This is a genomic window from Streptomyces sp. BRA346 (genome assembly GCF_052851135.1).
Window position 1 is genome coordinate 1 of record NZ_JAIWIH010000007.1, and the last position, 25860, is coordinate 25860.

The window sequence follows — 25860 nt, forward strand, 5'->3', positions numbered from 1 at the left end:
GCGCTTCGACCTCACCGAGGCCGCGAGGAAGCCCGCCTCCACCTACTCCGGCGGCATGAAGCGCCGCCTCGACATCGCCATGACCCTGGTCGGCAACCCTCGCATCATCTTCCTCGACGAACCCACCACCGGCCTGGACCCGCGCAGCCGCCACACCATGTGGCAGATCATCCGCGAGCTGGTCTCCGACGGGGTGACCGTCTTCCTCACCACCCAGTACCTGGAGGAGGCCGACGAGTTGGCCGACCGCATCGCCGTGCTCAACGACGGCAAGATCGCCGCCGAAGGGAGCGCCGAGGAACTGAAGCGGCTCATCCCCGGCGGACACGTACGCCTCCGCTTCACCGACCCGTCCGCGTACCAGTCGGCCGCCTCCGCGCTGCGCGAGGTGACCCGGGACGACGAGGCACAGTCGCTGCGGATCCCCAGCGACGGCAGCCAGCGCGAGCTGCGCTCCCTCCTCGACTGGCTGGACACGGCCGGGATCGAGGCGGACGAGCTGACCGTGCACACCCCCGACCTCGACGACGTGTTCTTCGCCCTCACCGGCCCGGCCACTGTCCCCCACCAGCCCAAGGAGAACGTCCGATGAGTTCCCTCGCCCTCTCCCTCGCCATCCGCGACTCCACCACGATGCTGCGCCGCAACCTCCTGCACGCCCGGCGCTACCCGTCCCTCACGCTGAACATCCTGCTGACGCCGATCATCCTGCTGCTGCTCTTCGTCTACGTCTTCGGCGACGTGATGAGCGCGGGCCTCGGGGGCGGCGACGCCGACCGCTCCCAGTACATCGCCTATCTCGTTCCGGGCATCCTCCTGATGACCATCGGGGCCACCCCGGCGGGAACCGCGGTCTCCGTCGCCATGGACATGACCGAGGGGATCATCGCCCGCTTCCGCACGATGGCGATCCACCGAGGGTCGGTGCTCATCGGGCACGTCATCGGCAGCGTGCTCCAGGCGGTCATCAGCGTAGTGCTCGTCGGCGCCGTCGCCGTGGCCATCGGGTTCCGGTCCACCGACGCCACGGCCCTGGAGTGGCTGGCGGCGTTCGGGCTGCTCGTGCTGGTCGCCGTGGCGTTCACCTGGATGGCCGTCGGGATGGGCATGGCCAGCCCGAACGTCGAGGCGGCCAGCAACAACGCGATGCCGCTGATCATGCTGCCGTTCATCTCGAGCGCCTTCGTGCCGGTCGACGCGATGCCGGGCTGGTTCCGGCCGATCGCCGAGTACCAGCCGTTCACCCCGGCCAACGAGACCCTGCGCGGCCTGCTGCTCGGCAGCGAGATCGGCAACAACGGGTGGCTCACGCTCGGCTGGTCCCTGGGCCTGACCGCGCTCGGCTACTCCTGGTCGAAGTCGCTGTTCAAGCGCGACCCGAAATGAGCGCGCGGGCTGCCTCCCACAACTCGTCCCGCCCCAGGGCGGCGTACTGCGACACCGCGTCGGCGTACGCCGCCCCGGCAGCGTTCCCGGCGGCCCCGACCGCCCGCCGGGCGCGGGCCTCCGACATCGTCGGCTGGAACTCGCGCAGCACCCGCAGCCGTTCGGCCAGCGCGATCATCCGTACGGCGGAGGTGTCGCCGGACACGAGCCCGGCCACGCCGAGCGCGTGCAGCACCGTCCCGAGAACGGGCAGCTCCACGGGTGGGCAGGACGGGCCGGACAACAGCGTCCGCAGCCGATCGACCGGCTCCGCGACGAGTCCGGGACGACCCGCGTGGGCATGCGCCGTCACCGCCGCCGAGTGCATCTGAAGCGCCCACTGGTCGACCCAGGGGTCGTCGCCGTACGGCGAACCGGCGTCGAGCATCCGCTCCACGGCACGGCGCCACAGGCCGAGCCCTGCCTCCGTCTGCCCGCGGGCGAGCGCGATCTCGGCACGTACGCCGAGGTCGGGGCTGTAGAAGGCGTCCTGCTGCCGAACGCTGTCCCCCTCCGCCTGCCGCAGCCAGTACTCGGCCTCGTCGGGATCGCCGCGCTGGAGACAGGCGAGGGCGAGGCCCCAGCGGATGCCGATGTAGTCGTGCTCGCCACCGAGCCGCCGCAGCGTCTCCAGCGCGGTCGTGAGGTGCCCGTACGCGGCCTCGCCCTCCCCCAGCTTCAAGCACAGCTCGCTCAGCCGGGAGTGGGCCATGACCTGGAGGGACGGGTTGTCGGTCGATGCCAGCGCGGCGATCATCCGGCGGGCGGAGGCGAGCGCGCCGTCGATGTCGTGCTCGTACTCCCAGACGTAGGTGGCGACGCACTCGGCGATACCGGCGACCAGCGGCCGCTCGCTGTCGCAGAGCTTCCGCAGCACGTCGTAGCGCGGAGGCAGCATCTCGGGGACCGCACTCAGCACCACAGCGGTGGCGCGCAGCAGCGTGTCCGGCGGGGCCGGGGGCAGCCGCCGCAGGGTGACGAGGTGGCGTACGACGTGCGGGCCGAAGTTCATGAACAGGCCCGCCGTGCACAACACCGCTGCGGTGCGGGCGACTTCGACGTACGCGGGCTCGGGGCGGTAGTGCGACAGCGGCGGGCCGGTGTCCGCGGCGAGGGCGGCGAGGCGGGGGTAGTCGGAGTCGGTGGACCACAGGGCGGCGAGGACGGCGGTGAGGGCGGCGGTGGTGGGGCCGTCCGTACGGGCCAGGGCGTACCTCAGGGCCAGCACGAGGTTGTCCTGCTCAGGCCTGATCCGCTCCCCGGCTGCCAGGGATTCCGGGCCGAAGAGCCAGTCGTGGTGCGCGACCCCGAAGTCCCGCGCCCAGGTGAGGAACCGGCCGATGGCCTCCTCCTCCTCGCCCGCCTCCGCGCGCCGGGCCGCGCTGAACTCCCGTACGGTCTCCAGCATCCGGAACCGCACGCCCCCCACCGGGGTGTCGGCGACGGTGAGCAGCGACTGACCGGCCAGCTGCTCCAGCAGGGACAGCGCGTCCTCCCCCAGCACCCGCTCCGCCGCCTCGCCGGAGAAGCCGCCGGGGAAGACGGACAGCGTGCGCAGCGCCGCCCTGGCGTCCTCCGCGAGCAGGTTCCAGCTCCACTCCACGACCGCGTGCAGCGTGCGGTGGCGCTCCGGTGCATCCCGCACCCCGCCGCGCAGCAGCGCGAACCGGTCGCCGAGGCGGCGGGCGATCTCCGGCACCGACAGCACGCGCACCCGCGCCGCGGCCAGCTCCACGGCGAGCGGCAGCCCGTCGAGGTGGCGGCACAGCCCGGCCACCGCGTCCGGCGGCAGCACCGCGCCGGGCCGGGCGGCCCGGGCCCGCTGCGTGAACAGCTCGACCGAGGTGTCGGGACCCAGCTCCGGCAGCGCGTACACCGCCTCCGACGTGAGGCCCAGCGCGGCCCGGCTGGTGGCGAGCACCCGCAGGTCCCCGGAGGACGAGACCAGGTCCCGTACCAGCTCGGCGGCACCCCGGACGAGGTGTTCGCAGTTGTCCAGCACCAGCAGAGCGGGCCCGGAGCCGAGCACACCGAGGATGCCGGTCACCGGGTCGGCCGCGGCATGGCCGCTCAGGGCACCGTGCCGCCTCTCCCCCGCACCGAGCGCGGAGGCCACCTCCGCGGCCACGTCCTCGTCCGCGGTGACGCCGGCGAGCGGCACGAAATACACCACCCGCTGCTCGTTCCCCAAGCTCTCGGCTTCGCTCGAGCAGGGGAGACCCCATTGGCGGCTGACGGCGTGCGCGAGCCGCGTCTTGCCGAGGCCGCCGGGGCCGACGACGGTGACGGCGCGGGAGGCGCGCAGCAGCCGCTCCACCGCCGCGATGTCCTCGTCCCGGCCGAGGAGCGGGTTCGGCTCGTGCGGTACGCCGTGCCGGGCCACCGGCGCCTCGCCGCGCAGCAGCTCCCGCTGTACGGCCTTGAGCCCGGCGCCCGGATCCGTGCCGAGCGTCTCGCGCAGCTCACGGCGGTACGCCTCGTACCGCGTCAGCGCGGCGGACGGGCCCACCGTCGCCGCCTCGCCGCGCAGCAGCTCGGCGAGCACCTCCTCGTCGCGCGGACGCTCGGCGGCGGCCACGGCCAGCGGCCCGGCCGCCTCCGCGTGCCGCCCCAGCCGGGCGAGCGCGAGCGCCCGCGCGCGGACGAGCGTGCCGCGGACGGGGGCGCGCTCGGTGCGCAACGCGGCTACGGGGTCGTCGGTGTCACCGGTCCCGTCAGGGGTGCCCTCCCACAGCGCGAGCCCGGCCTCGGCCGCCGCCAGCGACCCCGCGTGGTCCCCGGCCCTGGCCCGGTCCGCGCTCGCGGCGGCGTGCAGCAGCAGGGCGGAGCTGTCGACCTGCGCCTCGGCGAGGGTGAGCCGGTATCCGGTCGGCGTACTCGCGATGACGTCGGCGCCCAGCTGCGCCCGCGCCCTGGACACGAGGACCTGCACCGCCTTCCCCGGCCGCTCCGGCAGCTCGTCCGGCCACAGCCCCGACACGAGCTGCTCGGTGCCGCAGCCCGTGCGCACGTCGCCCGCGAGCAGCGCGAGGAGGGCGCGGAGCCGGGGCGCGGTGACCTCCTGTCCGCGATAAGCGACACGCGGCAGCAGAATCAGGTCGGTGGTCACCCGTGCAGACTAGGCGCAAGGGCTCGGCCGTGCGGCCCGCCGTACAGGGTGATCGTGCGATGCGACAGGGGAGTTCAAGGTGGTACAGCCATTGAGCATCGCGGTGGCACAGCCGAGGTGCACGGCTCACGACGTGGCGGCCAACGCGGTGGCTCACGCCGAGGCGGTTCGGGCAGCGGACGCACGGGTGGTGGTGTTCCCCGAGATGTCGCTGACGGGATACCAGCTGGACGCGGCGCCGGTCTCTCCGGACGACGAACGGCTCGCTCCGATCGTCTCCGCGTGCGCCGAGACCGGAACGCTCGCCCTGGTCGGCGCGCCCGTGCCGGGTCCGCACATCGGCATCCTGGCCGTGGACGCGGACGGCCCGCGCGTGGCCTACGGGAAGGTCCACCTGCACGGCAGCGAGGCCGCCCACTTCGCGCCCGGCGAGCCCGCCGTGATCGACGTGGACGGATGGGCGCTGGGGCTCGCCGTCTGCCGCGACACAGGCTGCCCCGAGCACGCCGCGACGACGGCCGCGCTGGGCATGGACGGCTACGTGGCCGGGGTTGTCCACGCCGATCACGAGGCCGCGGTCCATGGCGAGCGTGCCCGCCGGGTCGCCGCCGACCACGGCGTGTGGGTCGCCACGGCGGCCTTCGCGGGCCCGACCGGCGGCGGCTTCGACCGTACGTCCGGCCGTTCGGGGATCTGGTCCGCCGACGGAAAGCTGCTCGCCGAGGCGAGCACCGCCCCCGATGACCTCGCGCGTGCGGTCTTCACCAAGTGCGGATCAGTGGGATGAGTTTCGGGGGCGTGCCCGGTCTATGGATGCAAGGGGCTGTCCGGAACCCCGTGGGCGCCTAGGAGATGTGATGAGCACCGTGGTGATGCTGGCCCTCGGTCTGGTGGACGAGGTGGCGATGGACGTCGTGCCCTGGTCTTCGGCTCGGGCAAGCGGTACTTCGGATCGGTCGATGCCCAGCATCTCCTCGAGGACCCGCACGTCGTGATCCAGGGCGATCGGGTGCTCCACCTGCGCTATCGGGTCCGCCGCTGGCCAGTTTCGTGTGGACAGCCGCGGTCAGGCGCACCACCACAGGAAGCGGGTGCATGTCGGCGACGGGCCGGGGGTCGGTGCCGCCGGGGAGGGGGGAGCCGGATGCGTGGGGTCCGGGGCCCGGGTCGGGGCGTCCCCGGGGGCGGGGGTGCGGGGCTCGTCCGGGGACGGGTCGGCCGGGTCGGTGGGTCGGGGCGCGTCGTCGTCGTGGGTGGGCTCGGACTTCGGATCGCGGCTGGTTTCCCCGGCCGGGGTGGGCGTACGCGTACCGCCCGGCTCGGCGGAGTCGGTACGGTCCGCCACCGGACGCGCCGGGGACTCCGGGGACTCCGGGGACGGCTTCGGGGCCGGGGCGCGCCAGTGGCCCTCGGTGGCCAGCTCCGCCACGAAGACCGCGGCCAGCACCGGACCCAGCACCGCGGCCATGATCAGCACCCGGCGGCCCCGCCCCCGGCGGGCGCGGCGGCCGCGGCGGCGAGGCTTTCGGCGGGACGTGTGCGCGTCGTTCATGTCGCCGGGCAGGTTATGTGACCCGCACACAGCGCAGGAGCGGGAAGGGTGAGGATCCTGTGCGGAGAGCCGTCGGGCCCGCGGCGGGCCCGGCCGCGCTCAGCCCGCGAACGCGGGCTGCGCCAGCCCCCGCCCCGCGTCCGCGATGACCAGCACCGACCCCGCCAGCGGCGGGGCCGCGGCGCCGAGGCCGACCCGGGCCGAGGACACGTACAGATCACGGAGATCGGCCCCGCCGAAGGCGCACGCGGTGGGGCGGGGGAAGGGCAGCCGGATCACCCGATCGAGTGCGCCGTCGGGCGTGTAGCGGCGGATCGCGGCGCCGTCCCAGAGGGCGACCCACACACACCCGTCGGCGTCCACGCACAGCCCGTCCGGGAAGCCCGCGCCGTCCTCGATGTGGGCGAGGGGGCGGCGGCCGGTGACGCCCTCCCCGGTCACGTCGAAGACGTCGATGCGCCGGGTCGGGGAGTCGACGTAGTACATGAGGCGGCCGTCCGGGCTCCAGCCCGTACCGTTGCTGACCGCCACGTCCGGCAGGATCTCCGCCACGGAGCCGTCGGAGCCGACGCGGGACAGGGTGCCGCCGCCCGCCGCCTCGTCGTAGCGCATGGTGCCCGCCCACAGGGAACCGTCCGGGGCGACGGCCGCGTCGTTGCCGCGGCGGCCGGGGACCGGGTCCCGGACCAGCCAGCGGAAGGCCGCCGCAGCGTCGTACAGCCCGATCCCGTCGCGCAGGTTGACCACCAGCCCGCCGCCCGCCCGCGGCTTCGCCGCGCCGACGTGCTGCTCGGTGGCCAGGGTGGTGCTCCGGCCGGTGGCCGGGTCGTAGGTGTGGACGCGGGCGGAGAGGATGTCCACCCAGATCAGCCGCCCGGCCGTCGCGTCCCAGGTGGGGCCCTCGCCCAGCTCGGCGGTCGCCCGGACCGCCACGTCCCATCGCGGTGCCGTACGCCCGCTCATACGCCGCGCCCCCTCCGGTGTCCCAGGCGGACGGACAGCTCGCCCGCGCCCTTGGCCGCCAGTTCCTCCAGCTCCGCCCGGCGCTCCTCGCTCCAGCGGATCGTCGGCACCGAGATGGACAGCGCCGCCACCACCTTGCCCGCCGAATCCCGCACCGGCGCGGCCACGCAGCTCACGTCGGGGTTGGACTCCTGCCGCTCGACCGCGATGCCGTGCTCCCGCACGGCGGCCAGGTGGCGGTGCAGCTCGGCCGCAGAGGTGATGCTGTTGTCCGTCATGGCGACGAGCGGCCGGTCCTCGGGGAACCGGGCGGTCAGCTCGTCCTCCGGGAGGGAGGCGAGCAGCATCTTGCCGACCGAGGTGCAGTGGGCGGGCAGCCTGCGGCCCGCGGCGGAGACCATGCGGACGGCGTGGGTGGAGTCGACCTTGGCGATGTAGATGACGTCCGTGCCCTCCAGAATGGCGACATGGACGGTCTCGTCACAGGTCTCGGCGACGCTCCGGGCCACCTGCTGGCCCTCGGCGGCCAGGTCGAGCTGTTCCGCGTACCGGCTGCCGAGCTGGTACGGGCGCACGCCGAGCCGGTAGCGGCCGGGCTGGTCGGGCACGTGGACCAGATAGGAGCGGGCGGCCAGAGTGGTCACCAGCTCATGGACGGTGGTCCGGGGCAGTCCGAGGCGGCGGGTGATCTCGGGGGCGGAGAGCGTACCGTCGCCGTCGAGGAACAGTTCGAGAATGTCCAGAGCCCGGGTCACCGCGGGCACGAGGCGTCCCATGTGGTTCGCCCACCCCTTCTGGTCCAGATGGCAAGTGTTCGAGATTCCGGCCGGTGGCCGGTATCGCGAACACAGGTTACGCGCAGGCCACTTCTCCCGGCAATGGCCGGGCAAAGACCCTGAGGTCATCGACGATACGGAGGCGCCGCGAAAGCGCTTCTAGGGGTGTCTTGTTGGTCAGGCCGGATCAGCGAGCGGCGTCAGGGGGCACCTCCCAGCGGTGCTGGGGGAGCATCGCAAGCCGCGTGAGGAGAGCGCAGGGGGCACCTCCCAGCGGTAGCTGGGGGAGGCGCGAGGGGGCACCGCCCAGCGGTAGCTGGGGGAGGCGCGAGGGGGCACCGCCCAGCGGTAGCTGGGGGAGCGACGAGCGCGGGGCCGCGAGGTGCCGCCCGCCGCGGCAGCGGAGACACCCCCTTACGTCGCGGGCGGCAGCAGATCGCCGCGGAGCCGCTGCGCCCGCAGCACCAGCTCCAGTTCGAAGCGGCGGTCGGGGTCCTCGACCTCGTCGCCCCACAGCTCCCTGATCTGCCGGAGCCGATAGCGCACGGTCTGCGGATGCACCCCCAGCCGGTCCGCGATCTCCGGCGCCCCGCCCCGCGTCTCCAGCCACGCCAGCAGCGTCTCGGCGAGGCGGCGCCCCTGGGCGGTGCCGCATCCGGCGAGCGGGGCGAGGCGGCGGCGGGCCAGGGCGTCGATCAGCTCCTCCGGGGGCAGCAGCACCAGCGCCTCGGTGTGCTCGGTGCAGTGCAGCACCTCCCCGGCGGGCAGCAGCCCGCGCTCCATGAGCCGGACCGCGGCCTCCGCCCAGCGCAGCGATTTGGCGGCCTCGGCGAGCGGTACGGGCGGGCCGACCGCGCCCGACCACCCGGCGGTGGCGCGGCGCAGCAGCTCGGGGCGGCCCGCCTCCTCGGGGTCGGGGAGCACCATGCGGGGCCGTTCGCACTCCATGTCGAGGAGGACGTCCCGGCCGACGGCGGGGGCCAGCGCCTCGCGCGCGGGGCGCAGCAGGACGGCGACGGCGACCCGCTCCGGCAGCGGCCAGCCGATGCGGGCCGCCCGCTCGGCGAGGGCGTCGGCGTCGGCGGGGCTCTTGCGGGGGCGTTCGGCGAGGAGCAGGTCGAGCAGCCGCCGCTGGAGCCGCAGCCGCTCCCCCGCCTGGCGCGCGGCGGCCTCGGCGTATCCGCGCATGGACTCGGCGACCAGCCCGTCCAGGTACTCGAAGCCGGACTCGGCGAGTTCGTACATGGCGGGCGCGGGGATCTCGACCCGCTGGCCGATCTCGGCGAGGCGGCGCCAGGCGAGCCGTACGCCCAGCCGGTACATGGCCTGGAGGGAGTCGAGGCTGCGGCCGTGCTGCACCTGGCCGCGGCCGAACTCCTGGAAGACCTCGGGGTGTTCGCGGGGGCCGCCGGAGCCGTCGGACACGTCACGGACGAAGTGTTCGAGGGCGCGCCGGATGCCCACCAGCGCCACCGGCTCGCCACTTTCGTCCGGGACGATGACCAGGTTGGGGTATTCGCGGCGGATCTCGCGGAAGATGTCCTCGGCGAGGACCGGCACCTCGTCCAGGGCGAGCCGGGCGAAGTGGCGCACCCGCGACCGGGGCACCTCCCGCCAGGCCGAACGTAACGGCGACGCCATCCGGAGCCCTTATCGCGTTCCCGCCGGGGTCGCGGTGGGGCCGGGGTCGGTGTCGGAGGAGGCGCCCGAGGACGTCGGGAAGGTGACGAGGGGGACGTTCGGCTGGTCCGGTGTGACGCCCAGCAGGGCGACGATGCCGAGCGCCGCGCCGACCGCGAGGGCGGCGGAGAGGACGCAGGTAACGGCGGCGGCAAGCAGTCTGGGCATGGCGCGGTGAGCCCCTTCCGTATGGCATGCGCACCGGCCCGGCCCGGCAACTCCCCAGCATGGAAGGAGGATTGACACTCCGTCAACCCTGCGCTTACGGTCCCGGCCCAGGGGGGTGTCTTGTGGGTCATGCCAGGCTCCCGACGCCTGGCACGGCATCTCGCGGCGCCGCGCTCGTCGCACGCAGCGCCGCTGCGCTCTCCTCACGCGACGTGCGAGCTTCCCCCAGCTACCGCTGGGAGGTGCCCCCTGACGCCGCTCGCTGATCCGGCCTGACCCACAAGACACCCCCAAGACTCGCCGGTAATATCCGGCCGCATCGAGACGGAGTGCCTGCCATGCGCCGCTCGGTATCACCCACTTCATCCGCTTTCTGGCCGCTGTCGCTGATCCCGCTCGGGCTCGGCGTCTTCCTCCTCGTCCTCGCGCCCCTGCTGGCCTGGTACGTCGAACCGCGGGCGAAACGCACACCGATCGACACCGACGTGACCACGGTGTTCACCGGCCCCGGCAGCTACTTCGACACAGGCGACGTCAAGGAGGTGCGGGACCAGCGGCTGACCATCACCCGCCGGGTGCTCGGCGACGTCCACGACAGCGACCGCACCGGGCGCGCCGTCTGGGACGTGTCCACGACGGTCGACACCCCGCGCACCTTGCGGCTGCGGGATCCGCGCCGGGCCTTCCAGTGGAAGACCGAGCGCTGGGTCACCGACCGCCGCACCAACGAGCCGGTGCACTGCTGCGGCGAGTCGCCGGGGCCCTTCCAGGGGGACGCCTACCTGAAGTTCCCGTTCGATGTGAAGAAGCAGACGTACCGCTGGTGGGACAGCACGCTGGGCGACACCGTCCCGCTCCGCTTCGCCGGAACCGCGAAGATCCAGGGGTACGAGGGCTACCGCTTCACCGGCACCGTGCGGCCCACCCGCACCGGCACCCGCCAGGTGCCCGGACGGCTGGTCGGGCGGGGCAGGCAGGGTCAGGTGCAGGCCGAGGAGTGGTACGCCAACACCGGCATCGAGCTGGTGGCCGACCGCCGCACCGGCCGGATCATCTACGCCGGGATCTCGCCCAAGGTCACCCTGCGCGCGCCCGGTGGCAACCGGGACCGGGTGACGCTGCTGCGCGGCGAGGGGCTGGCGTTCACCGAGGCCACCCAGCGCGGCCAAGTGAAGCTGGCCAGGGACGACAACCGCAGGCTGGAGCTGGTCGGCGAGACGGCACCGCTGGCCGCGGGGATCGCCGGGGCGGTGCTGACGGTGGCGGGAGCGGTGCTGGTGGCGCGGGGGAGGCGGACGCGCGTGAGTGATACTGCGCGATGTGATGAAGCGTCAGCGGCCGGGGGCGGGCAATTTGTCACGCCGGTGAGTAGCCGGGGCGAACGAGGAAGCGAAAACTGACCACCCCACGAGCATCACCCCATCGCACACCTCATCGCACACCCCCGGTTCGGCACGTCTCTCCCCCCCCTCGCAGTCTTCCTACGAAGCCGCAGTCTTCCCACGAAGTCTCCGCACCCTGAGACGAGTTGGAGCACCTTGCCATGCCCCAGCACGTACGAACGTTCCCCACGGCCCCGGACACCACCGCCGTGCCCGAAACCACGACACCGGACCCGCGCCGGATCGTCTTCCTCGCCCGCCGCGACCTCGGCAATCCGGCGGCCGGCGGCTCCGAGCTGCTGGTGGACCGGATCGCCGAGGGGCTGACCGCCCACGGCCACCAGGTCACCCTGGTGTGCGGCGGTCCCGCCGACGCCCGCGGCTACCAGGTGGTGTCCGCGGGCGGCCACGGGCGCACCCTCGGCGAGCTGGGCCACTTCCTGCGCACCCCGCGCACCCTGGCCCATCGGGTCGGCCCGTGCGATCTGCTGGTCGAGGTGTGCAACGGACTGCCCTATCTGGCCCCCCTCTGGCATCGCGGCCCCACCCTGTGCCTGGTCAACCACGTCCACACCGACCTGTGGAAACTGCGCTTCCGGGGTCCGGCCGCCCGGCTCGGCAGGCGGCTCGAACACTGGGCGCTCGCGGGCACCCACCGCGGCAACCTCATGGTGGCCGTCTCCGACTCCACCGCCGCCGCGCTGCGTTCCCTCGGCGTCGACCGGTCCCGGATCCGGGTGGTGCACAACGGGGTCGAGGAGCCGGGGCCCCTGTTGCCCAGGAGCGCCGAGCCGCTGTTCCTCGCGATGGGGCGGCTGGTCGAGTACAAGCGCGTCGACCTGCTGCTGCGGCTGTGGGAGCGGGTGCGGCCGGTCACCGGCGGGCGGCTCGTCATCGTCGGCGACGGCCCCGAACGGGCCCGGCTGGAGGCGACGGCCGGTCCCGGTGTCACCTTCACCGGCCATGTCACCGAGGAGGAGAAGCACCGGCTGCTGTGCCAGGCGTGGCTGCTGCTGCACCCCTCCCTGATCGAGGGATGGGGCCTGGTGGTGATGGAGGCGGCCACCCGCGGCACGCCCACGCTCGGCTTCGACATCCCCGGGCTGCGCGACTCCGTCGACGACGGGGTGACGGGCGTGCTGGCGCGGGGCGAGAGCTCGTTCGCCGCCGCCTGGTGCGCGCTCGCCCTCGGTACGGAGCGGCGCGAGGCGCTGGGCCGGGCGGCGCGGCTGCGCGCGGAGCGGTTCCGGTGGAGCGCGACGGTACGGGGCTTCCGGGCCGTGGCCGCCGAGGCGTACCTGTCGGCGCCACCGGGGCCGCCGCTCCCGCCCGTCCCCGTGGCTTCCCTGCCATCGTCGCTCAGACCCTGGGGGTGAGCGGCCGTGCGGGACCCCTCGATCCGTCGCTCCGTCGCCCTCTTCCGCGCCTTCCTGCGCGAACAGACCGACCCCGAACACTGCTACCGGCTCCTCGCCCGGGACGCCGCGCAGCAAGTGGCACGCTACGCCGGTCCACTGCGCGGGCGGGTGGTGGTCGACGTGGGCGGCGGCAGCGGCCACTTCACCGAGGAGTTCCGCCGCCACGGCGCTCAGGCCCACCTCTTCGAGCCGGACACCGGTGAGCTGCACGCCCGGGGACGCCCGCCCGCCGGGGCCGTCCTCGCCGACGGGTATCTGCTGCCGCTGGCGGACGGCGTGGCGGACATCGCGTTCTCCTCCAACGTGCTGGAGCACGTGGCCGATCCGTACACCTTCCTCAGCGAGCTGGTGCGGGTCACCCGCCCCGGCGGGCTGATCTACGTCTCGTACACCAACTGGCTCTCCCCTTGGGGCGGCCACGAGTGGGCGCCCTGGCACTATCTGGGCGCCGAGCGGGCCCGCGCCCGCTACCGGCGCCGCACCGGCCGGGCCGCCAAGCACACGCTCGGCGAAAACCTCTTCCCCCTCCACATCGGCCCCGTCCTGCGCCACGTCCGCAGCCGCGCGGACGTGACCGTGGTCTCGGCGCGTTCCCGCTACTGGCCGTTCCTCACCGAGGCGGTCACGCGGGTGCCGGGGCTGCGGGAGGTCGCGACGTGGAACCTCCTCCTGATCCTTAGGCGGTCGCCATGACCCAGGTCGTCCCGTCCCCGCCCCGGTTACGCACCCCGGCGGCCCCGCCGCCGCCCGCCCCCGGTGAACGGCCGCGCGGGCGGCGCTGGCTGTTCGGGTTCTGGGCCGCCGTCCTGGTGGCGTTCCTCGCGCCGTCGCCCGGCAAGATGAGCTTCGACACCAAACTGCCGGTGGTCCTCGACCCGTTCGGCTTCCTCGCCGACCTCGGCTCGCTGTGGCACGACCGGGCGGGGTTCGGCGGGATCGCGGACCAGTACGTCGGCTACGCGTTCCCGATGCTGCCGTACTACGCCCTCACCCACCTCCTCCACATCCCGGTGTGGTTCGCCGAGCGGCTGTGGATGTCCCTCATCGTCACGGTGGCGTTCTGGGGTGCGCTGCGGCTGGCGGAGCGGCTGGGCGTCGGGGCACCCGCGACCCGGCTGCTGGGCGCGGCCGGGTACGCGCTGTGGCCGGTGTTCACCATCGTCGTCGGCTCCACCTCCGCGGCCGCGCTCCCCGGCGCGCTGCTGCCGTGGGTCGTGCTGCCGCTCACCAATCCGGCGAGCCTCCCCCGTATCGCCGCCGCCCGCTCCGCGCTGCTGGTGCCCTGCATGGGCGGCGTCAACGCCGCCTCCACGCTCGCCTCGCTGCTGCCGGTCGCGCTGTACCTGCTCAGCCGCCCCGCCGGGCGGCGCCGGTGGGCGCTGCTCGGGTGGTGGGTCCCGGGGGTGCTGCTGGCCACGCTGTGGTGGGTCGTACCGCTGCTGCTGCTCGGGGTGTACGGCGAGAACTTCCTGCCGTACATCGAGCAGGCCGACACCACCACCGCCACCATGGCCGCCACCGAGACGCTGCGCGGCGCGGGCAACTGGGTGGCGTACCTGCACTTCGGCGAGGCGTGGCTGCCCGGCGGCTGGACCGTGGCCGCCTCCGTCGTCGCCGTCCTCGGCTCGGGGCTGGCCGCCGCGCTGGGTCTGGCCGGGCTGGCGCGGCGCGATCTGCCCGAGCGGCGGTGGCTGCTGCTCGTCGTGCTGTCCGTCGCGCTGGTCACCCTCGCCGGGTACGGGGGCACGCTCGGCGGGCCGTTCCACGAGACGGTGCAGGGGTGGCTGGACGGGTGGCTGCGGCCGTTCCGCAACATCTACAAGTTCCAGACCGGGCTCGCCCTGGCGCTCGCCCTCGGGCTCATGCACGTGCTGACGGTCGGACGCCGCTTCCGTGGCCGCCGTTTCCTCCCCGGGGTGCTGGCCCTGCTCCTCCTGCCCGGGCTCGCCTGGCCGTACCTCAACGGAACGGTGCTCCAGCCGGGCCGCTTCTCCGCGCTGCCCGCCTATTGGGAGAAGACCGCCGACTGGCTCGACGACCACGCCGCGCGGAGCCGCGCCCTCGTCGTCCCCGCCACCGCGCACGGCCTCTACACCTGGGGCAGCCCCATCGACCAGCCGCTCGACGTCCTCGCCGAATCCCGCTGGGCGCAGCGCGACTTCGTGCCCTTCGGCACCGCCGGATCGCGGCGCGCGATGGACGCCGTCGAACAGGCGCTGCTGAGCGGCGGCGAGGTGCCGGGGCTGCGGGACTTCCTCGCCCGGGCCGGTCTGCACGAGGTCGTCGTACGCAACGACCTCGACCCGGACCAGATCGGCTACGTCCCGCCGCAGACCGTCGCCCGCACCCTGGAGGCCTCCGGCTACCGCAAGGCCGCCGGGTTCGGGCCGCTCATGACGGGTGGCCGCATCGCGGCGGGCACTCCGGTACAGGTGCAGGGGCTGTTCCCGCGCCGCCAGGCCGTCGAGATCTACCGGCCACTCGATACGGAACGACCCGCCGCGGTCGCCGCCAAGCCGGTGTCCGCCACGGCCACCGTCAGCGGCGGCCCCGAATCCCTGCTCCAGCTCTCCGCCGACCCCTCGCTGGCCGACCGGCCCACCGTCCTCACCGGCGACCGCCACCCCGGCACCGGCACCCCCGCGTTGCAGGCGACCGGCGACGGCATGCGGCGCGCCGACACCCGCTTCGGGCTCGTCAACTCCAACACCTCGTACACGTACACCGCCGACGAACGGAACCCGTCCGGCAGCCTGACGGACCCGGGCGACGCACCGCGCCAGATCCTGCCGAAGAGCGGCACCGCACACCAGACGACCGCCGCGCTGCGCGGAGCGCTCTCGGTGACCGCCTCCAGCAGCGGCAACTGGCTGTTCCACCTGCCGCAGTACGACCCCGTCGGCGCCTTCGACGGCAACCCCGACACGGCGTGGGCCGAGGGCAGCGCGGGCAAACCGGTGGGGCAGTGGCTGCGCATCGAGTTCGCGCAGACCCTGCGCCTGCCGGACTCCATCCAGCTGACCCCGCTGCCCGGCGACGGCATGCGCGCCGCGCCCACCTCCGTACGCGTCGAGACCGACAGCGGGTCGGCGGACAGCCCGCTCCAGCCGCACGGCAACCCGCAGTCCGTCAAGGTCCCGTCCGGCCCGGCGAAGTGGCTGAAGATCACCATCACCGGGTCGCAGGCCCCGAAGGCGGGCCTGTCGGGGGCCGGGTTCTCCGAGGTGTCCATACCAAGTGTGCAGGTCACCCGGCTGCTGTCGCTCCCGGCCGACGCCGAGCGCAGCGACGCCCCGGCCGAGGTCGTCTCGCTGCACCGGTCCGCCGACCCGGGCGGCCTCTCCCCCGCGTCGGCGGAGGTCGGGCTGCACCGCCAGTTCCGCACCGGGAGCGACGGTACGTACGCCATCGAGGGCCGGGCCCTCGCCGTCCCCGGCGGCGCGCTCGACGCCCTGCTGTACCGCGTGGGCCCCAAGGGTCCCCGGGTCGAGATCACCGCCGACTCCACCAGCCGCACCGGCACCGCGCTCAGCGCCCGCAACCTCCTCGACGGCGACATCACCACGGCGTGGATCGCCGGTGACTCCCCCGTCCTGCATCTGCGCTGGCCGGGGAAGAAACGCGTCAGCGAACTCGTCCTCGCGGCGGCGGGCGGACTCTCCAGCCGCCCCGAGGAAGTGCTCATCGACTCCCCCGACGGCGCCGCCACCGCCGGAGTCGACGCCAACGGCTGGGTCCGCTTCCCGGCCATCACCACCGACCGGCTCGACATCACCATCAGCAAGACCGCGCCGCTGACCCTCCACAACCCCGTCGCCGGACAGGCGTTGCAGCTCCCGGTGGGTCTGAACGAGGTCTACCTCCCCGAACTGGCCACCATCCTGCGGACCAACCCGCCCTCGGAAACGGCCCGTTTCTCGCTGCCCTGCGGCCAGGGCCCGGCGCTGGCGGTGGACGGCACCCTGCACGCCACGAAGGCGTCGGGGCGGGTACGGGACCTGACGGAACGCCGTCCGGTGAAGGTCGAGCTGTGCGGGGACGAGGCCAAGGGCAGCAAGCTACGGCTGGACGCGAGCCGCCACACGGTGGAGGCGGGCGACACGGGGCCGCTGGCGCTGACCGATGTGACGCTCACCCGCGGCAAGCCCGCCGCCGCCGCGACGGAGACCCGTACCGTCCGGGCGGAGGACTGGTCGGGCGACCGCAGAACGGTCGAGGTCGCCGCGGGCCAGGCCGTCTACCTCCAGACGTACGAGAACCACAACGACGGCTGGAAGGCCACCCTGAACGGCCGCGACCTCACCCCGCTGCGCATCGACGGCTGGCAACAGGCCTTCCTCGTCCCGGCGGGCCAGGGCGGCACGGTGACGCTCACGTACGAACCGTCGACGACGTACTACGCGGGCCTCATCGGCGGCGGAGCCGCCATCCTGATCCTGGCCGGTCTGGCGTTCGCCCGCCGCCGCGACGTCTCGGCTCCGGAAGCCGATGTGCCTCCGTCACCGGGCTGGATCCTCGGCACGGTGGCCGTCACGGTGGTCATGGTCGCCGTGGCGGGCTGGCCGGCCCTGGCCGTCCCCGCCCTGGCCCTCCTCGCCTGGTACCGCCCCGCCTGGCTCGCCCCGACGGCCCTGACGGCGATGGCCGCCGCGACGGTCGTGGCCGCCACGGGCGCGGGCGAACCGGCGGCGGCGAACGAGGGCGCGTTCAGCGGTGTCGCTCAGGCGCTGGCGATCGTGGCCTTGACGGCGGCGCTGGTGACCGTACCGGCCCGCGGTGGCGCGCCCCTGGGCGCCGCAGCGGGCGGCGGGACGGCCGCGCATCCGGCGCACGCCGCCAAACCGCCCGTCGACCCCGGCGACGACAGCCGCGCACCACGCACACCCGACTACGCGGGCCCCGGGCCGGGCACGGCCGACGCGGCGGCGGGCGATCCGGCACCGCCCACGACCGGTGCCCCCGAAGCCACACCCGCGAGCGGCGGCGCGGCAGCGCGGACGCACCACGACGCCGCACCGGGCGACCGCACGACGAAGAGCACCGGTCAGACCGCACACGCGGACGACGGCGCCCGCACGCCACGTACGCCCGCACAGCCAACACCACCGGGCCCCCACGCGGCGGCGAGCGGCGGCACGGCAGCGGCCCCGGCACCCCGCACCGAGCAGGTCACGAGTACGGGCGACGGCACCCGCGCACCGCACACCCCCGGCTCGCCGGGCGCCCGGCAGGCCGGGGAAGGCGGCGGCCGGTGACCGCGCTTGAGCAGGGGGGCGGTGGCTTCACCTCGGCCGGGCCGGGCGAGCCGCACCGCGCGCGGCGGATCCCGTTCCCCACCGTCGACGAGATCTCCCGCCACTGTCTCCAGGACGACGAGCCCGAGACCGTGCACATCGAGGTGCACCTCCCGGGGCGGCCCGAGCCCGGGCGGTTGCGGGAGGCGTTCCGCGAGGCCCTGCGGCGCCATCCGCGGATTCTGGTGCGGGAGGCGCCCGGGCGGTGGTGGCGGCGGCGGTACGAGTGGGAGGTGACCGACGGTCCGGACGTCGAGCCGGTGAGCTTCTCCCCGTGCGCGGCCGACGCCCTCGCCCGGGCACGGGAGCGGGCGCTCGCGGTGTGCCCGCCGCTCACGGCGTCACCTCCGGTGCGGCTGGAGGTGGTGACCGAGCCGGACCGTACCGGCTGTGTGCTGGTCCTCACCGTCAACCACACCGCGCTCGACGGGCCGTCCTGTCTGCGGGTGCTGGCCACCGCCGCCGCCCTGTACGGCGGCGGTGACACCCCGGACGCCCCGAACACCTCGGCCCTGCCGCCCGCGACCGTGCCCGACCGGTCCGGCTCACGCGGGCTCGCCCGGCCCGTACGGATCGCCAAGGACACCCACACGCCCCGCACCGGCAACGCCATGCTGCTCTCCGAGTTGCCCGTACCGCCCCGAGCACCCGGCGGGCCCACCGTCAACGACCAACTCCTCGTCGCCACCTTCCTGATGGCCGCCCGCTGGAACGAGATGCACGGCCGCGCGCCCGCCCCCGTACGGATCACCATGCCCGTGGACGACCGGCCGCGCGGCGCGTCCGGGATGGCCATCGGCAACGGCACCCGGCTCGTGGAGGTCGGGTTCGGGCCCGAGGAGCGGGCGGACGTGACGCTGCTGACGCGGGAGACGCCCGACCCGGCGGCGGTGGCGCGGCTGTTGCGCCGCACCGCGGCCCGCACCCGGGCGCTGAAGGCGGCGCCGGGGGCGCAGTTGGGGGTGGCGGGGACACTGCTCACGGTGCCCGCCGTACCCGTCGGGCTGCGGGCGGCGGTGACGCGGGGGCTGCGGCGGGCGGCCGGGCCGTGGACCTCCACGACGCTGCTGAGCAACATCGGCCGCATCCCGTACGCGCTGGACTTCGGCGAGGCGGGCGGGGCCACCGCCGTATGGTTCTCGGCCCCGGCCCGTATGCCCCGCGGGCTGACGGTGACGACGGCCTCGACCGGCGGACGGCTGCATGTGACGCTGCGCTGGTCGCGGGCGCTGCTGGACGACGCGGCGGGGGCGGGGCTCGCGGGCCTCTTCCAGCGCGCGCTCGCCGCCACCGCCCGAGCACACCCGGGAAACACGGCATGAGCCCCGCGCTCCGGGACTTCTACGAGAACCCGGCCGTCCCCGTGGCGTCCGGCCCGGACCGCAGCCGCCGCCAGGCGCGGATGCTGGCACACGCTCTCCGCACCGAAGCAAGCGCCACCATCCTCGACATCGGCTGCGGCGACGGCACCGCCGCCGCCACCGCCCTCCCCCTCCTCCGCGGCCACCGCGTCATCGGCGTCGACTGGTCGCAGGACGCGCTGCGCCGCGCCGCGCGCCACCTGCCCGTCGTACGGGGCGAACTGGACCACGGCCGACTGCCGTTCGCCGACGCGAGCGCCGACGCGTGCGTGTTCAGCGAGGTGGTCGAGCACCTGGTCGACCCGGACGCGGCGCTGGACGAGATACGCCGCGTCCTGCGCCCCGGCGGCCATCTGCTGCTGTCCACGCCCAACCTGGCGGCCTGGTACAACCGCGGGCTGCTGCTGGCCGGGGTGCAGCCGGTGTTCTCGGAGGTCAGCCTGCGGGGCATCCACGGCCGCCCCGGCCGCGAGGTCGTCGGCCATCTGCGGCTGTACACGGCGCGGGCGCTGCGCGGCTTCCTCACCGCGTCCGGGTTCGAGGTGGTACGGCTCGCGGGGGCGCCGTTCCACGGCGTACCGCGGGTCCTGCGGCCGCTGGACCGGGGCGCCTGCCGGGTGCCGTCGGCGGCGTCGATCCTGCTGGTGCACGCGCGGCGGAGGGAGGGCGCATGGGGTGGGGCGTGATGGCGGCGCTGCTCGCGAACGTCGCGTACAGCACCGGTTTCGTCCTGGAGAAGCGCGCCCTCTCCGCCCTGCCGCCGCTGAGCACGACCCGCCCCGCACGGCTGCTGCGGCTGCTGCTGGGCAGCCCGCTGTGGCTGGCCGGTTCGGCGGCGCTCGCGGCGGGGTTCGCGGCGCAGCTGGTGGTGTACCGCACGTTGCCGATCGCGGCCGCGCAGGGCCTGTTCGTGTCCGGTCTGGTGCTGCTCCTGCTGCTCTCGTCCCGGGTGCTGGGCGAGCGGACCAGCGGCCGCGAACGGGTCGGGATCGGGCTGATCCTGTGCGCCCTAATGATGGTGGTGGCGTCGCTACGGGGCCATGGCGACGTCAGCCGCACCGCCGCCACCGGAACACTGCTGGCCCTCTGCGTCCCGTCCCTGGTGGCGGGGATGGTGCTGTACGGCGCGACGGAGCGTCGCGCCCGCCGCCCGGAGGCGTCGGTCACGGGCGTGGAGTACGGGGTGGCGGTCGGGCTGCTGTACGGGGTCAGCTCGCTCGCCATCAAGGGCGTGTCCGGGCTGCTCACGACGGACAACCTCGGCTCCCTGGCGCTCACGCTGCTGAGCGGCCCGTACCCGTATCTGCTGCTGTTCACCGGCGCGGCGGGCCTGGTGCTGTCGCAGACCGCGCTCCAGCGCTGCCGCGCGTCGCTCATCGTGCCGGTGTGCACGACGGTGACCTGCGTGTTCACGGTGGTGTGCGGAACGGTCGCGTTCGGCGAGCCACTGCCGCACGAGCCGTGGCGGCTCGCGCTGCGGCTCGGCGGGACGGCGCTGGCGGTGTGCGTCCTGCTGACCCACCCCCGCCACGACGCCGCCCACCCCGATCCGGTACGCGAAGGAAGTGACCGATGACCCCCGACGACCCGATCCTGAAGATCCTGGCCTGCCCGCTCGACAAGGGCCCGCTGACCCTGCTGCTGCCCGAGGACGTCCTGTACAACCCGCGGCTGCGCCGCCGCTACCCGATCGTGGACGGCGTACCGCAGCTGCTGCCGTCGTCCGGGGAACGGGTCCCGGACGAGGAACACGAACGGCTGACGCAGCGGCTCACTGCGTGACACTCGTTGACGCTGCTCGTACGCCACGATGGACCCATGGACTCCGCACCCGACGCGTTCCCCACCCCGTTCCCCTTCGTCCTCGTCCTGCTGCGCCGCATGGCCGACCACCAGCCCGGCCTGGTCGAGGACGCGCTGCGCGAGCTGGGCCACGGGCGTGCCGTGATGCGCGAGGCCAACCGCCGCTGGCAGGCGATGCAGCGCTCGCCGCGGCGGCGCCCCGCCGTCGCCCGCTACCGCTCGGTGCTGGGCCCGCCCGAGACCACAGCGCGGCGCCGGATCGGCGATCTGACGTGCGACGCGCTGAGCTGGCCGGTCCCGCTGTGGCCGGACCTGCGGTTCGAGGTGCTGACCGCGCCGGGCGGAGCGGTGTGGAACGAGTGGCTGGTCCGCGCCCCCGGCGCCCCCGCGCCCGCCCTGCACACGGCCGCCGACCTCACCCCCTGGTCCTGCACGGTGGACGACGTGGCGCGCGCCTTCCCGCCCGCGCGGCCGATGGAAGGCTCGGCGCCGACCCGCTCCCGGCTCGCCTTCGACGCCCCGGCCGACACGGAAAGCGGTGAACTCCGCCACTACGCGGCGGAGTTCACCTGGGGACTGCTCCAGCGGGTGGAGGACGTCAGGCCAGCTTCGCCGTCAGCGTGATCTCCGTACCGGTGAGCGCCTGGCTCACCGGGCAGTTCTTCTTCGCGTCCTCGGCGGCCGCCGTGAACCCGGCCTCGTCCAGCCCCTCGACCGTGCCCTCCACCGTGAGGTGGATCCCGGTGATGCCGGTGCCCGGCTGGAAGGTGACCTCGGCCTGGGTGGTGAGCTGCGTGGGCGGGTTACCGGCCTGGGTCAGGCCGTGCGACAGCGCCATGGAGAAGCAGCTGGAGTGGGCGGCGGCGATCAGCTCCTCGGGGCTGGTCTTCCCGTTCGCCTGCTCGGCCCGCGACGGCCAGGAAACGGGCTGCTCGCCGATCCCCGACGAGTCGAAGGTGACCGTCCCCTTGCCCTCGGCCAGATTGCCCTGCCAGACGGTGTGCGCGGTACGCGTCGTAGCCATGCTCGCTGTTCCCTGCTTCCTCTGCTCGGTGGCGTACGGAACTCTTATGGGACTCGTACGGAACTTACGGGACCTACGGCTCCGAGCCTACGTTCCACGCCACGACGGCCGGGCGCCCATGCTCGGTTCCCAGTCGACTGACGGTCGCGGTCTCCAGCCGGAAGAGCGCCCCCGCGGACGGCGGCAGCCCGAGGCGGCGGGCAGTCAGCACCCGCAGCACATGCCCGTGCGCCACGAGTACGACGTCCCCGCCGTCCTGGTGGTCCAGCTCCGGCTCGATCCTGGCCAGCACCCGGTCCACCCGTGCCCCGACCTCCCCGGGCGACTCCCCGGGGTGGCCGGAGTCGCCCGGCGCGACCCCGTCGGTCCACAGCTCCCAGCCGGGGCGGGTCTCGTGGATCTCGGCGGTGGTGACCCCCTCGTACCCCCCGTAATCCCATTCGTGCAGCTCAGGCTCGGTGCGTACGTCCGTGAGCCCGGCGAGGCGGGCCGTCTGCACGGCCCGCCCGAGCGGGCTCACCAACGTCAGCCCGATCTTGCGCCCCGCCAGCAGCGGACGCAGCGCCCGCGCCTGCTCCTCCCCGCGCGCCGTCAGCGGCAGGTCGGTCCAGCTGGTGTGCTTTCCGGTCCGGCTCCACTCGGTCTCGCCGTGCCGGATCAGTACCAGCTCAGCCATCACTCGCGGGCGTGGCGACGGAGGCCCGGACCGCGTCCATGTCCAGATCCCGGGCCTGCCCGATGACCTCCTCAAGACCCGGCTCGGGCAGCGCGCCGGGCTGGGCGAAGACGGCGATGTTGTCGCGCACGATCATCAGCGTGGGGATCGACTGAATGTCGAACGCGGCAGCCAGCTCGGGCTGCGCCTCGGTGTCGACCTTCGCGAAGATCAGATCCTGATGCCGCTCCGCGGCCTTCTCGTAAACCGGCGCGAACATCCGGCAGGGGCCGCACCAGGAGGCCCAGAAGTCGATCAGGACGAAGTCGCTGCCGGAGACGATCTCGTCGAAGTTGTCCTTGGTGAGTTCCACAGTGCTCGTACCCATGCGTCCGTAACCCCGGGCCTGGCTCTGATATTCCTGCCGGTGGCGCTTGCGCAGGTCAGCGCGCCCCCGGGGCTTCGTCGCATGGGCCTTCGTCGTGCTCAGCCTGCGAGGAGTTTCAGCATCCGCTCGGTGTCGGAAAGATCTTCGACCACTTCGGCAGCCCCAGCGGCCCGCAACAGTGCGGGCCCTGACGAGCTACGGGCCGCCTCGTAACACGGCACACCCGTGCCTCTCGTCCGGCCTCAAGGCTGGGCGAGGGGGCTTTCGCCCTATACAGCACGACGGCCCCCGCCGTGAAGCGGGGGCCGTTCAGCCGTACCAGCGGAGTCGACCGCGGGTACCGTTCTGAGTGTCGAGCAGAACGGAGTTCAGCATGCCACAGAGCATCGAAGAGCACACCGGTAAGCGGATCGCGAGGGCGCGCAAAACCCGCCGCCTGAACCAGCGCGAGCTGGCCGACAAAGCCCATGTCTCGTACAGCACCCTGACCAAGGTTGAGCAAGGGGCCATGCCCGCCAGCCCATCCGTTATCGGGGCCCTCGCCCGTGCCCTGTCCGTACCGGTCAGCGAACTGACTGGTCAGCCTTATCTGGACGAACTGCGGCACGACCAGCTCGACGGCCTGATCCAGCCCATCCGCGAGGCCCTGGACATCTACGATCTCGGGCTCGACCCCGAGGTTGCCCCGCGCGGGCTCGACGAGTTGCACGGCGACGCTGAGCGGCTGTGCGAGCTGGTGCGCGCGACCGACCTCAAGACCGCCGCGACCGAGTTGCCGCCACTGATCCACGAGGCGACCGCCGCAGCGTACGAGGCGGGTAGCGACCGGGCGTGGAAGATCCTTGCCAGTACGTACCGTACGGCCTACGACATCACGACGAAGCTCGGGTATGCAGACCTGTGCACGGTGGCGCTGGACCGCGTGGAGTGGGCAGCTCAGCGCGGCTCCGACCCGGTGCTGAGCGGGATGCGCCAGTACATGCGGGCCTTGGTCTACTTGCGGGCCGCGCAGTACGGCATCGGGCAACGGCTGATCCGGATGGGCATGTCCACCATGGAGCATGCGGAGGCCAGCCGGGAGCGCGACGTGGTAACCGGGCAGCTCCACCTCGGCGCCGCTGTGCTGTCCGCCCGCAGCCAGGACGGGGACGCCGCGGACGGGCATCTGGCGGAGGCCGAGCGGATCGCGGCCCGTACAGGCGAGGCAGTCCAGACCCACTGGCTGGCGTTCGGACCGACCAACGTGGGTGTCCACAAGGTCAGCAGCTTGGCCGAGCGGGACATGTATCCCGAGGCGGTGGCGGCCGCGAAGACGCTGAACGTGCCGGAGGACTGGCCGCCGTCGCGGCTGGCCCACCATTACGCCGAGGTTGCGCGGGCGCAACTGTGGATGGGGCGGACGGAGGATTCGTTCGGCAGCCTTCGAAAGGCTCGTCACGTGGCTCCGCAGCAGACGCGATATCACCCGATGGTGCGGGAGACCTATTCCGGGCTGACGCACGCGCGGAGGCAGATGTCAGAGTCCTTCAGCGGATTCGGCGCCTGGCTGGGGGCATAACAGCACGTCAATCTATGGCCGGGGCTATCAGTGATGACTGATAGTTCCGGCCTTTCCGCGTCGGCACGATGTGACGGTCAGCACACCGTCCGTACATGGAGCCGAACCATGACGACCCGAGCCCGAGCCGACCAATGGGCACCGCCAGCAGGCACCGACGTTGAGATGATCAAAGTCGGGCCGCACTGGGACATCGTCCGAGCCCCCGCAGACTTAGGGGAACGCGCCCTCGAACTGCTCGGCGACACGTCCGGCGCCGTCATCGCGGACTACGGCCTCATGTACTGGTTCATCCCCTCGGGCCACGCCCAATACTGGGGGCGTCTCCACAACGGCATTCACGCTCTCGGCGCACATGGCGCCGAGGTCACCTACGTCGGCGTACCGCCCGCGAACTGGACGGAAGGCCCGCGCCTGCACTGGCGGACCCCGGCGAGCGACGACCGGTACCTGACCGACCCGCACCGTCTGCGCCTGGCCCTGGCCCGAGCGCTCGCCGAACCCGCCGAGGAGGCGACGGCCCGGTGATGCCCCAGACGTGCGCGCGCTGCCAGAAGACCACCAGGCAGCCGGTCGTTGTCGCGATCGGTTACGGCGGGAGCGGTGGCGGCGGCGCCGTACACGCCTGCCCCGGCTGCGCGCCCACGTTCCCGAAGCAGCGCGACCCGTTCGACTGCAGCCGCCGTCTCCTCGACCGCAACGAGCCCGTCAGGCGGCAGCCGTGAAGGCCTTCTGGAGGAAGCTCCACCGGGAGCCCGCCGCAGTCGTCCGCGTCCGGCCGACCGCCTGGAGCCGGTTCCTCGACCACGCCATGGACTGCCCCGACTGCGGGGGCGGCGACCGGTGCGGCTACGGGGACAGGCTGCACCGCGCGGTGCGGGCGGCCCTCGATACCTCGGCCCCATAGACCGGGCGGCCCGCTGTGATCCAAATTCCCCCGTGCCGGACGCGTCCACAGCGGCTCGCCCCTCACCCCCTGCGGTCCGATGTGCGGCTGTCGACCGCAGGGAGACGGGCCCCGGCAACCAAGCGTCTGCCCGGTGCTGGGTCCCGTCGACAGCACCCCGACGCCCACCCCTGGAGGCAGCACCATGAGCGACTACAGCGAATATCAGGACAAGGCGGCTGGCATCGGCAAGGGGAAGCACAGCAAGAACAACACGGGGAAGCACCGCGAGCCCGCGCCGGGCGGCGACCAGGGCGTGGCCGGAGGGTCGAGCGGCTGCATGGTCGCGGCCTTACCGGTCGCTACTCTCGGAGGACTGACGGCGGTGGTTCTCACCTGGATGCGGAAGCGGTAGACC

At 73.7% G+C, this 25860-nt stretch carries 26 protein-coding genes and 1 pseudogene; 18 read left to right on the forward strand and 9 right to left on the reverse strand.

Translation table 11 applies throughout. The annotated features are described in order from the left end of the window. Together LCH29_RS12165 and LCH29_RS12170 are read left to right on the forward strand one after the other, a co-directional pair. Nucleotides 1-592: ATP-binding cassette domain-containing protein (locus LCH29_RS12165; RefSeq protein WP_446461718.1), on the forward strand; the 592-nt coding region annotated here is incomplete at its 5' end. Further along, nucleotides 589-1386 (forward strand): ABC transporter permease, encoded by a 798-nt coding sequence (locus tag LCH29_RS12170; protein WP_446461719.1) that lies wholly within the window; start codon nucleotides 589-591, stop codon nucleotides 1384-1386. The genes LCH29_RS12165 and LCH29_RS12170, both read left to right, overlap by 4 nt. On the opposite strand, the gene LCH29_RS12175 is transcribed toward LCH29_RS12170, so the two are convergent. Beyond that, entirely contained in the window at nucleotides 1367-4534 is a 3168-nt protein-coding gene (locus LCH29_RS12175) for an ATP-binding protein (RefSeq protein WP_446461720.1), read from the reverse strand. The two genes, LCH29_RS12170 and LCH29_RS12175, sit on opposite strands and share 20 nt — an antisense overlap. Nucleotides 4535-4625: 91 nt before the next feature. On the opposite strand from LCH29_RS12175, the gene LCH29_RS12180 reads away from it, so the two are divergent. After that, the gene (locus LCH29_RS12180; RefSeq protein ID WP_446461721.1) at nucleotides 4626-5321 is read left to right on the forward strand and encodes a carbon-nitrogen hydrolase family protein; all 696 of its coding nucleotides are present in this window, start codon (nucleotides 4626-4628) and stop codon (nucleotides 5319-5321) included. Between the two features lie 88 nt (nucleotides 5322-5409). Continuing rightward, a pseudogene (locus LCH29_RS12185) lies at nucleotides 5410-5573 on the forward strand (dihydrofolate reductase); the annotation flags it as partial. Between the two features lie 27 nt (nucleotides 5574-5600). On the opposite strand, the gene LCH29_RS12190 reads toward LCH29_RS12185, so the two are convergent. From LCH29_RS12190 to LCH29_RS12210, 5 genes are all read right to left on the reverse strand, one after another. Continuing rightward, a complete protein-coding gene (locus LCH29_RS12190) occupies nucleotides 5601-6086 on the reverse strand; it encodes a hypothetical protein (RefSeq protein WP_446461865.1) in 486 nt (161 codons plus the stop codon). Nucleotides 6087-6185: 99 nt separating this feature from the next. Further along, nucleotides 6186-7049, reverse strand: coding sequence for an SMP-30/gluconolactonase/LRE family protein (locus LCH29_RS12195; protein ID WP_446461722.1), 864 nt, complete (start codon nucleotides 7047-7049; stop codon nucleotides 6186-6188). Beyond that, nucleotides 7046-7825: an IclR family transcriptional regulator gene (locus LCH29_RS12200; protein WP_123105483.1), complete on the reverse strand. Its 780-nt coding sequence runs from the start codon at nucleotides 7823-7825 to the stop codon at nucleotides 7046-7048. Before LCH29_RS12200 ends, LCH29_RS12195 begins: the two co-directional genes overlap by 4 nt. Nucleotides 7826-8239: 414 nt before the next feature. Further along, nucleotides 8240-9466, reverse strand: a complete 1227-nt coding sequence (locus LCH29_RS12205; RefSeq protein ID WP_446461723.1) for a PucR family transcriptional regulator — start codon at nucleotides 9464-9466, stop codon at nucleotides 8240-8242. 9 nt (nucleotides 9467-9475) lie between these two features. Then, nucleotides 9476-9673 (reverse strand): hypothetical protein, encoded by a 198-nt coding sequence (locus LCH29_RS12210; RefSeq protein WP_446461724.1) that lies wholly within the window; start codon nucleotides 9671-9673, stop codon nucleotides 9476-9478. Nucleotides 9674-10011: 338 nt separating this feature from the next. On the opposite strand from LCH29_RS12210, the gene LCH29_RS12215 reads away from it, so the two are divergent. The 9 genes from LCH29_RS12215 to LCH29_RS12255 all read left to right on the forward strand — a co-directional run bounded on the left by LCH29_RS12215 (nucleotide 10012) and on the right by LCH29_RS12255 (nucleotide 21555). After that, nucleotides 10012-11073, forward strand: coding sequence for a DUF3068 domain-containing protein (locus LCH29_RS12215; RefSeq protein WP_446461725.1), 1062 nt, complete (start codon nucleotides 10012-10014; stop codon nucleotides 11071-11073). A gap of 143 nt (nucleotides 11074-11216) precedes the next feature. Next, nucleotides 11217-12431: a glycosyltransferase family 4 protein gene (locus tag LCH29_RS12220; protein WP_446461726.1), complete on the forward strand. Its 1215-nt coding sequence runs from the start codon at nucleotides 11217-11219 to the stop codon at nucleotides 12429-12431. A 6-nt stretch (nucleotides 12432-12437) separates the two neighbouring features. Continuing rightward, on the forward strand, nucleotides 12438-13166 hold the full coding sequence (locus LCH29_RS12225) for a class I SAM-dependent methyltransferase (RefSeq protein WP_446461727.1): 729 nt from the start codon (nucleotides 12438-12440) through the stop codon (nucleotides 13164-13166). Next, nucleotides 13163-17728, forward strand: a complete 4566-nt coding sequence (locus LCH29_RS12230; RefSeq protein ID WP_446461728.1) for an alpha-(1->3)-arabinofuranosyltransferase domain-containing protein — start codon at nucleotides 13163-13165, stop codon at nucleotides 17726-17728. Before LCH29_RS12225 ends, LCH29_RS12230 begins: the two co-directional genes overlap by 4 nt. Then, entirely contained in the window at nucleotides 17725-19089 is a 1365-nt protein-coding gene (locus tag LCH29_RS12235; protein WP_446461729.1) for a condensation protein, read from the forward strand. Before LCH29_RS12230 ends, LCH29_RS12235 begins: the two co-directional genes overlap by 4 nt. Further along, complete coding sequence (locus tag LCH29_RS12240) at nucleotides 19086-19814, forward strand: class I SAM-dependent methyltransferase (RefSeq protein ID WP_446461730.1); 729 nt, start codon at nucleotides 19086-19088, stop codon at nucleotides 19812-19814. Before LCH29_RS12235 ends, LCH29_RS12240 begins: the two co-directional genes overlap by 4 nt. Then, nucleotides 19799-20704 (forward strand): DMT family transporter, encoded by a 906-nt coding sequence (locus tag LCH29_RS12245; RefSeq protein WP_446461731.1) that lies wholly within the window; start codon nucleotides 19799-19801, stop codon nucleotides 20702-20704. Before LCH29_RS12240 ends, LCH29_RS12245 begins: the two co-directional genes overlap by 16 nt. Then, on the forward strand, nucleotides 20701-20910 hold the full coding sequence (locus LCH29_RS12250) for a Trm112 family protein (protein ID WP_446461732.1): 210 nt from the start codon (nucleotides 20701-20703) through the stop codon (nucleotides 20908-20910). Before LCH29_RS12245 ends, LCH29_RS12250 begins: the two co-directional genes overlap by 4 nt. 36 nt (nucleotides 20911-20946) lie before the next feature. After that, the gene (locus LCH29_RS12255; RefSeq protein ID WP_446461733.1) at nucleotides 20947-21555 is read left to right on the forward strand and encodes a hypothetical protein; all 609 of its coding nucleotides are present in this window, start codon (nucleotides 20947-20949) and stop codon (nucleotides 21553-21555) included. Here LCH29_RS12255 and LCH29_RS12260 read toward each other — a convergent pair. From LCH29_RS12260 to trxA, 3 genes are all read right to left on the reverse strand, one after another. Beyond that, a complete protein-coding gene (locus LCH29_RS12260; RefSeq protein ID WP_123099646.1) occupies nucleotides 21530-21955 on the reverse strand; it encodes an OsmC family protein in 426 nt (141 codons plus the stop codon). The two genes, LCH29_RS12255 and LCH29_RS12260, sit on opposite strands and share 26 nt — an antisense overlap. 73 nt (nucleotides 21956-22028) lie before the next feature. Further along, nucleotides 22029-22631, reverse strand: coding sequence for a histidine phosphatase family protein (locus LCH29_RS12265; protein ID WP_446461734.1), 603 nt, complete (start codon nucleotides 22629-22631; stop codon nucleotides 22029-22031). Further along, nucleotides 22624-22998: a thioredoxin gene (trxA, locus tag LCH29_RS12270; RefSeq protein WP_446461735.1), complete on the reverse strand. Its 375-nt coding sequence runs from the start codon at nucleotides 22996-22998 to the stop codon at nucleotides 22624-22626. The genes LCH29_RS12265 and trxA overlap by 8 nt, the downstream gene beginning before the upstream one ends. 373 nt (nucleotides 22999-23371) lie before the next feature. On the opposite strand from trxA, the gene LCH29_RS12275 reads away from it, so the two are divergent. From LCH29_RS12275 to LCH29_RS12295, 5 genes are all read left to right on the forward strand, one after another. Beyond that, complete coding sequence (locus LCH29_RS12275) at nucleotides 23372-24556, forward strand: helix-turn-helix domain-containing protein (protein ID WP_446461736.1); 1185 nt, start codon at nucleotides 23372-23374, stop codon at nucleotides 24554-24556. 108 nt (nucleotides 24557-24664) lie between these two features. Continuing rightward, nucleotides 24665-25084 carry a hypothetical protein gene (locus LCH29_RS12280; RefSeq protein WP_446461737.1) on the forward strand — a complete coding sequence of 140 codons (420 nt, stop codon included), beginning with the start codon at nucleotides 24665-24667 and terminating at the stop codon, nucleotides 25082-25084. Further along, the gene (locus LCH29_RS12285; protein ID WP_446461738.1) at nucleotides 25084-25281 is read left to right on the forward strand and encodes a hypothetical protein; all 198 of its coding nucleotides are present in this window, start codon (nucleotides 25084-25086) and stop codon (nucleotides 25279-25281) included. Before LCH29_RS12280 ends, LCH29_RS12285 begins: the two co-directional genes overlap by 1 nt. Further along, nucleotides 25278-25463 carry a hypothetical protein gene (locus tag LCH29_RS12290; RefSeq protein ID WP_446461739.1) on the forward strand — a complete coding sequence of 62 codons (186 nt, stop codon included), beginning with the start codon at nucleotides 25278-25280 and terminating at the stop codon, nucleotides 25461-25463. The genes LCH29_RS12285 and LCH29_RS12290 overlap by 4 nt, the downstream gene beginning before the upstream one ends. A 184-nt stretch (nucleotides 25464-25647) precedes the next feature. After that, complete coding sequence (locus LCH29_RS12295; protein WP_446461740.1) at nucleotides 25648-25857, forward strand: hypothetical protein; 210 nt, start codon at nucleotides 25648-25650, stop codon at nucleotides 25855-25857. Nucleotides 25858-25860: the final 3 nt, after the last annotated feature.

Excerpts from the sequence above, each read along its gene's own strand:
- LCH29_RS12250 (WP_446461732.1), top strand. The coding sequence starts at position 20,701 with ATGACCCCCGACGACCCGATCCTGAAGATCCTGGCCTGCCCGCTCGAC.
- LCH29_RS12210 (WP_446461724.1), bottom strand. The coding sequence starts at position 9,673 with ATGCCCAGACTGCTTGCCGCCGCCGTTACCTGCGTCCTCTCCGCCGCC.
- LCH29_RS12255 (WP_446461733.1), top strand. The coding sequence starts at position 20,947 with ATGGACTCCGCACCCGACGCGTTCCCCACCCCGTTCCCCTTCGTCCTC.
- LCH29_RS12205 (WP_446461723.1), bottom strand. The coding sequence starts at position 9,466 with ATGGCGTCGCCGTTACGTTCGGCCTGGCGGGAGGTGCCCCGGTCGCGG.
- LCH29_RS12230 (WP_446461728.1), top strand. The coding sequence starts at position 13,163 with ATGACCCAGGTCGTCCCGTCCCCGCCCCGGTTACGCACCCCGGCGGCC.
- LCH29_RS12265 (WP_446461734.1), bottom strand. The coding sequence starts at position 22,631 with ATGGCTGAGCTGGTACTGATCCGGCACGGCGAGACCGAGTGGAGCCGG.
- LCH29_RS12260 (WP_123099646.1), bottom strand. The coding sequence starts at position 21,955 with ATGGCTACGACGCGTACCGCGCACACCGTCTGGCAGGGCAATCTGGCC.
- LCH29_RS12220 (WP_446461726.1), top strand. The coding sequence starts at position 11,217 with ATGCCCCAGCACGTACGAACGTTCCCCACGGCCCCGGACACCACCGCC.
- LCH29_RS12195 (WP_446461722.1), bottom strand. The coding sequence starts at position 7,049 with ATGAGCGGGCGTACGGCACCGCGATGGGACGTGGCGGTCCGGGCGACC.
- LCH29_RS12280 (WP_446461737.1), top strand. The coding sequence starts at position 24,665 with ATGACGACCCGAGCCCGAGCCGACCAATGGGCACCGCCAGCAGGCACC.
- trxA (WP_446461735.1), bottom strand. The coding sequence starts at position 22,998 with ATGGGTACGAGCACTGTGGAACTCACCAAGGACAACTTCGACGAGATC.
- LCH29_RS12240 (WP_446461730.1), top strand. The coding sequence starts at position 19,086 with ATGAGCCCCGCGCTCCGGGACTTCTACGAGAACCCGGCCGTCCCCGTG.
- LCH29_RS12245 (WP_446461731.1), top strand. The coding sequence starts at position 19,799 with ATGGGGTGGGGCGTGATGGCGGCGCTGCTCGCGAACGTCGCGTACAGC.
- LCH29_RS12170 (WP_446461719.1), top strand. The coding sequence starts at position 589 with ATGAGTTCCCTCGCCCTCTCCCTCGCCATCCGCGACTCCACCACGATG.
- LCH29_RS12295 (WP_446461740.1), top strand. The coding sequence starts at position 25,648 with ATGAGCGACTACAGCGAATATCAGGACAAGGCGGCTGGCATCGGCAAG.
- LCH29_RS12215 (WP_446461725.1), top strand. The coding sequence starts at position 10,012 with ATGCGCCGCTCGGTATCACCCACTTCATCCGCTTTCTGGCCGCTGTCG.
- LCH29_RS12200 (WP_123105483.1), bottom strand. The coding sequence starts at position 7,825 with ATGGGACGCCTCGTGCCCGCGGTGACCCGGGCTCTGGACATTCTCGAA.
- LCH29_RS12275 (WP_446461736.1), top strand. The coding sequence starts at position 23,372 with ATGCCACAGAGCATCGAAGAGCACACCGGTAAGCGGATCGCGAGGGCG.
- LCH29_RS12285 (WP_446461738.1), top strand. The coding sequence starts at position 25,084 with ATGCCCCAGACGTGCGCGCGCTGCCAGAAGACCACCAGGCAGCCGGTC.
- LCH29_RS12190 (WP_446461865.1), bottom strand. The coding sequence starts at position 6,086 with ATGAACGACGCGCACACGTCCCGCCGAAAGCCTCGCCGCCGCGGCCGC.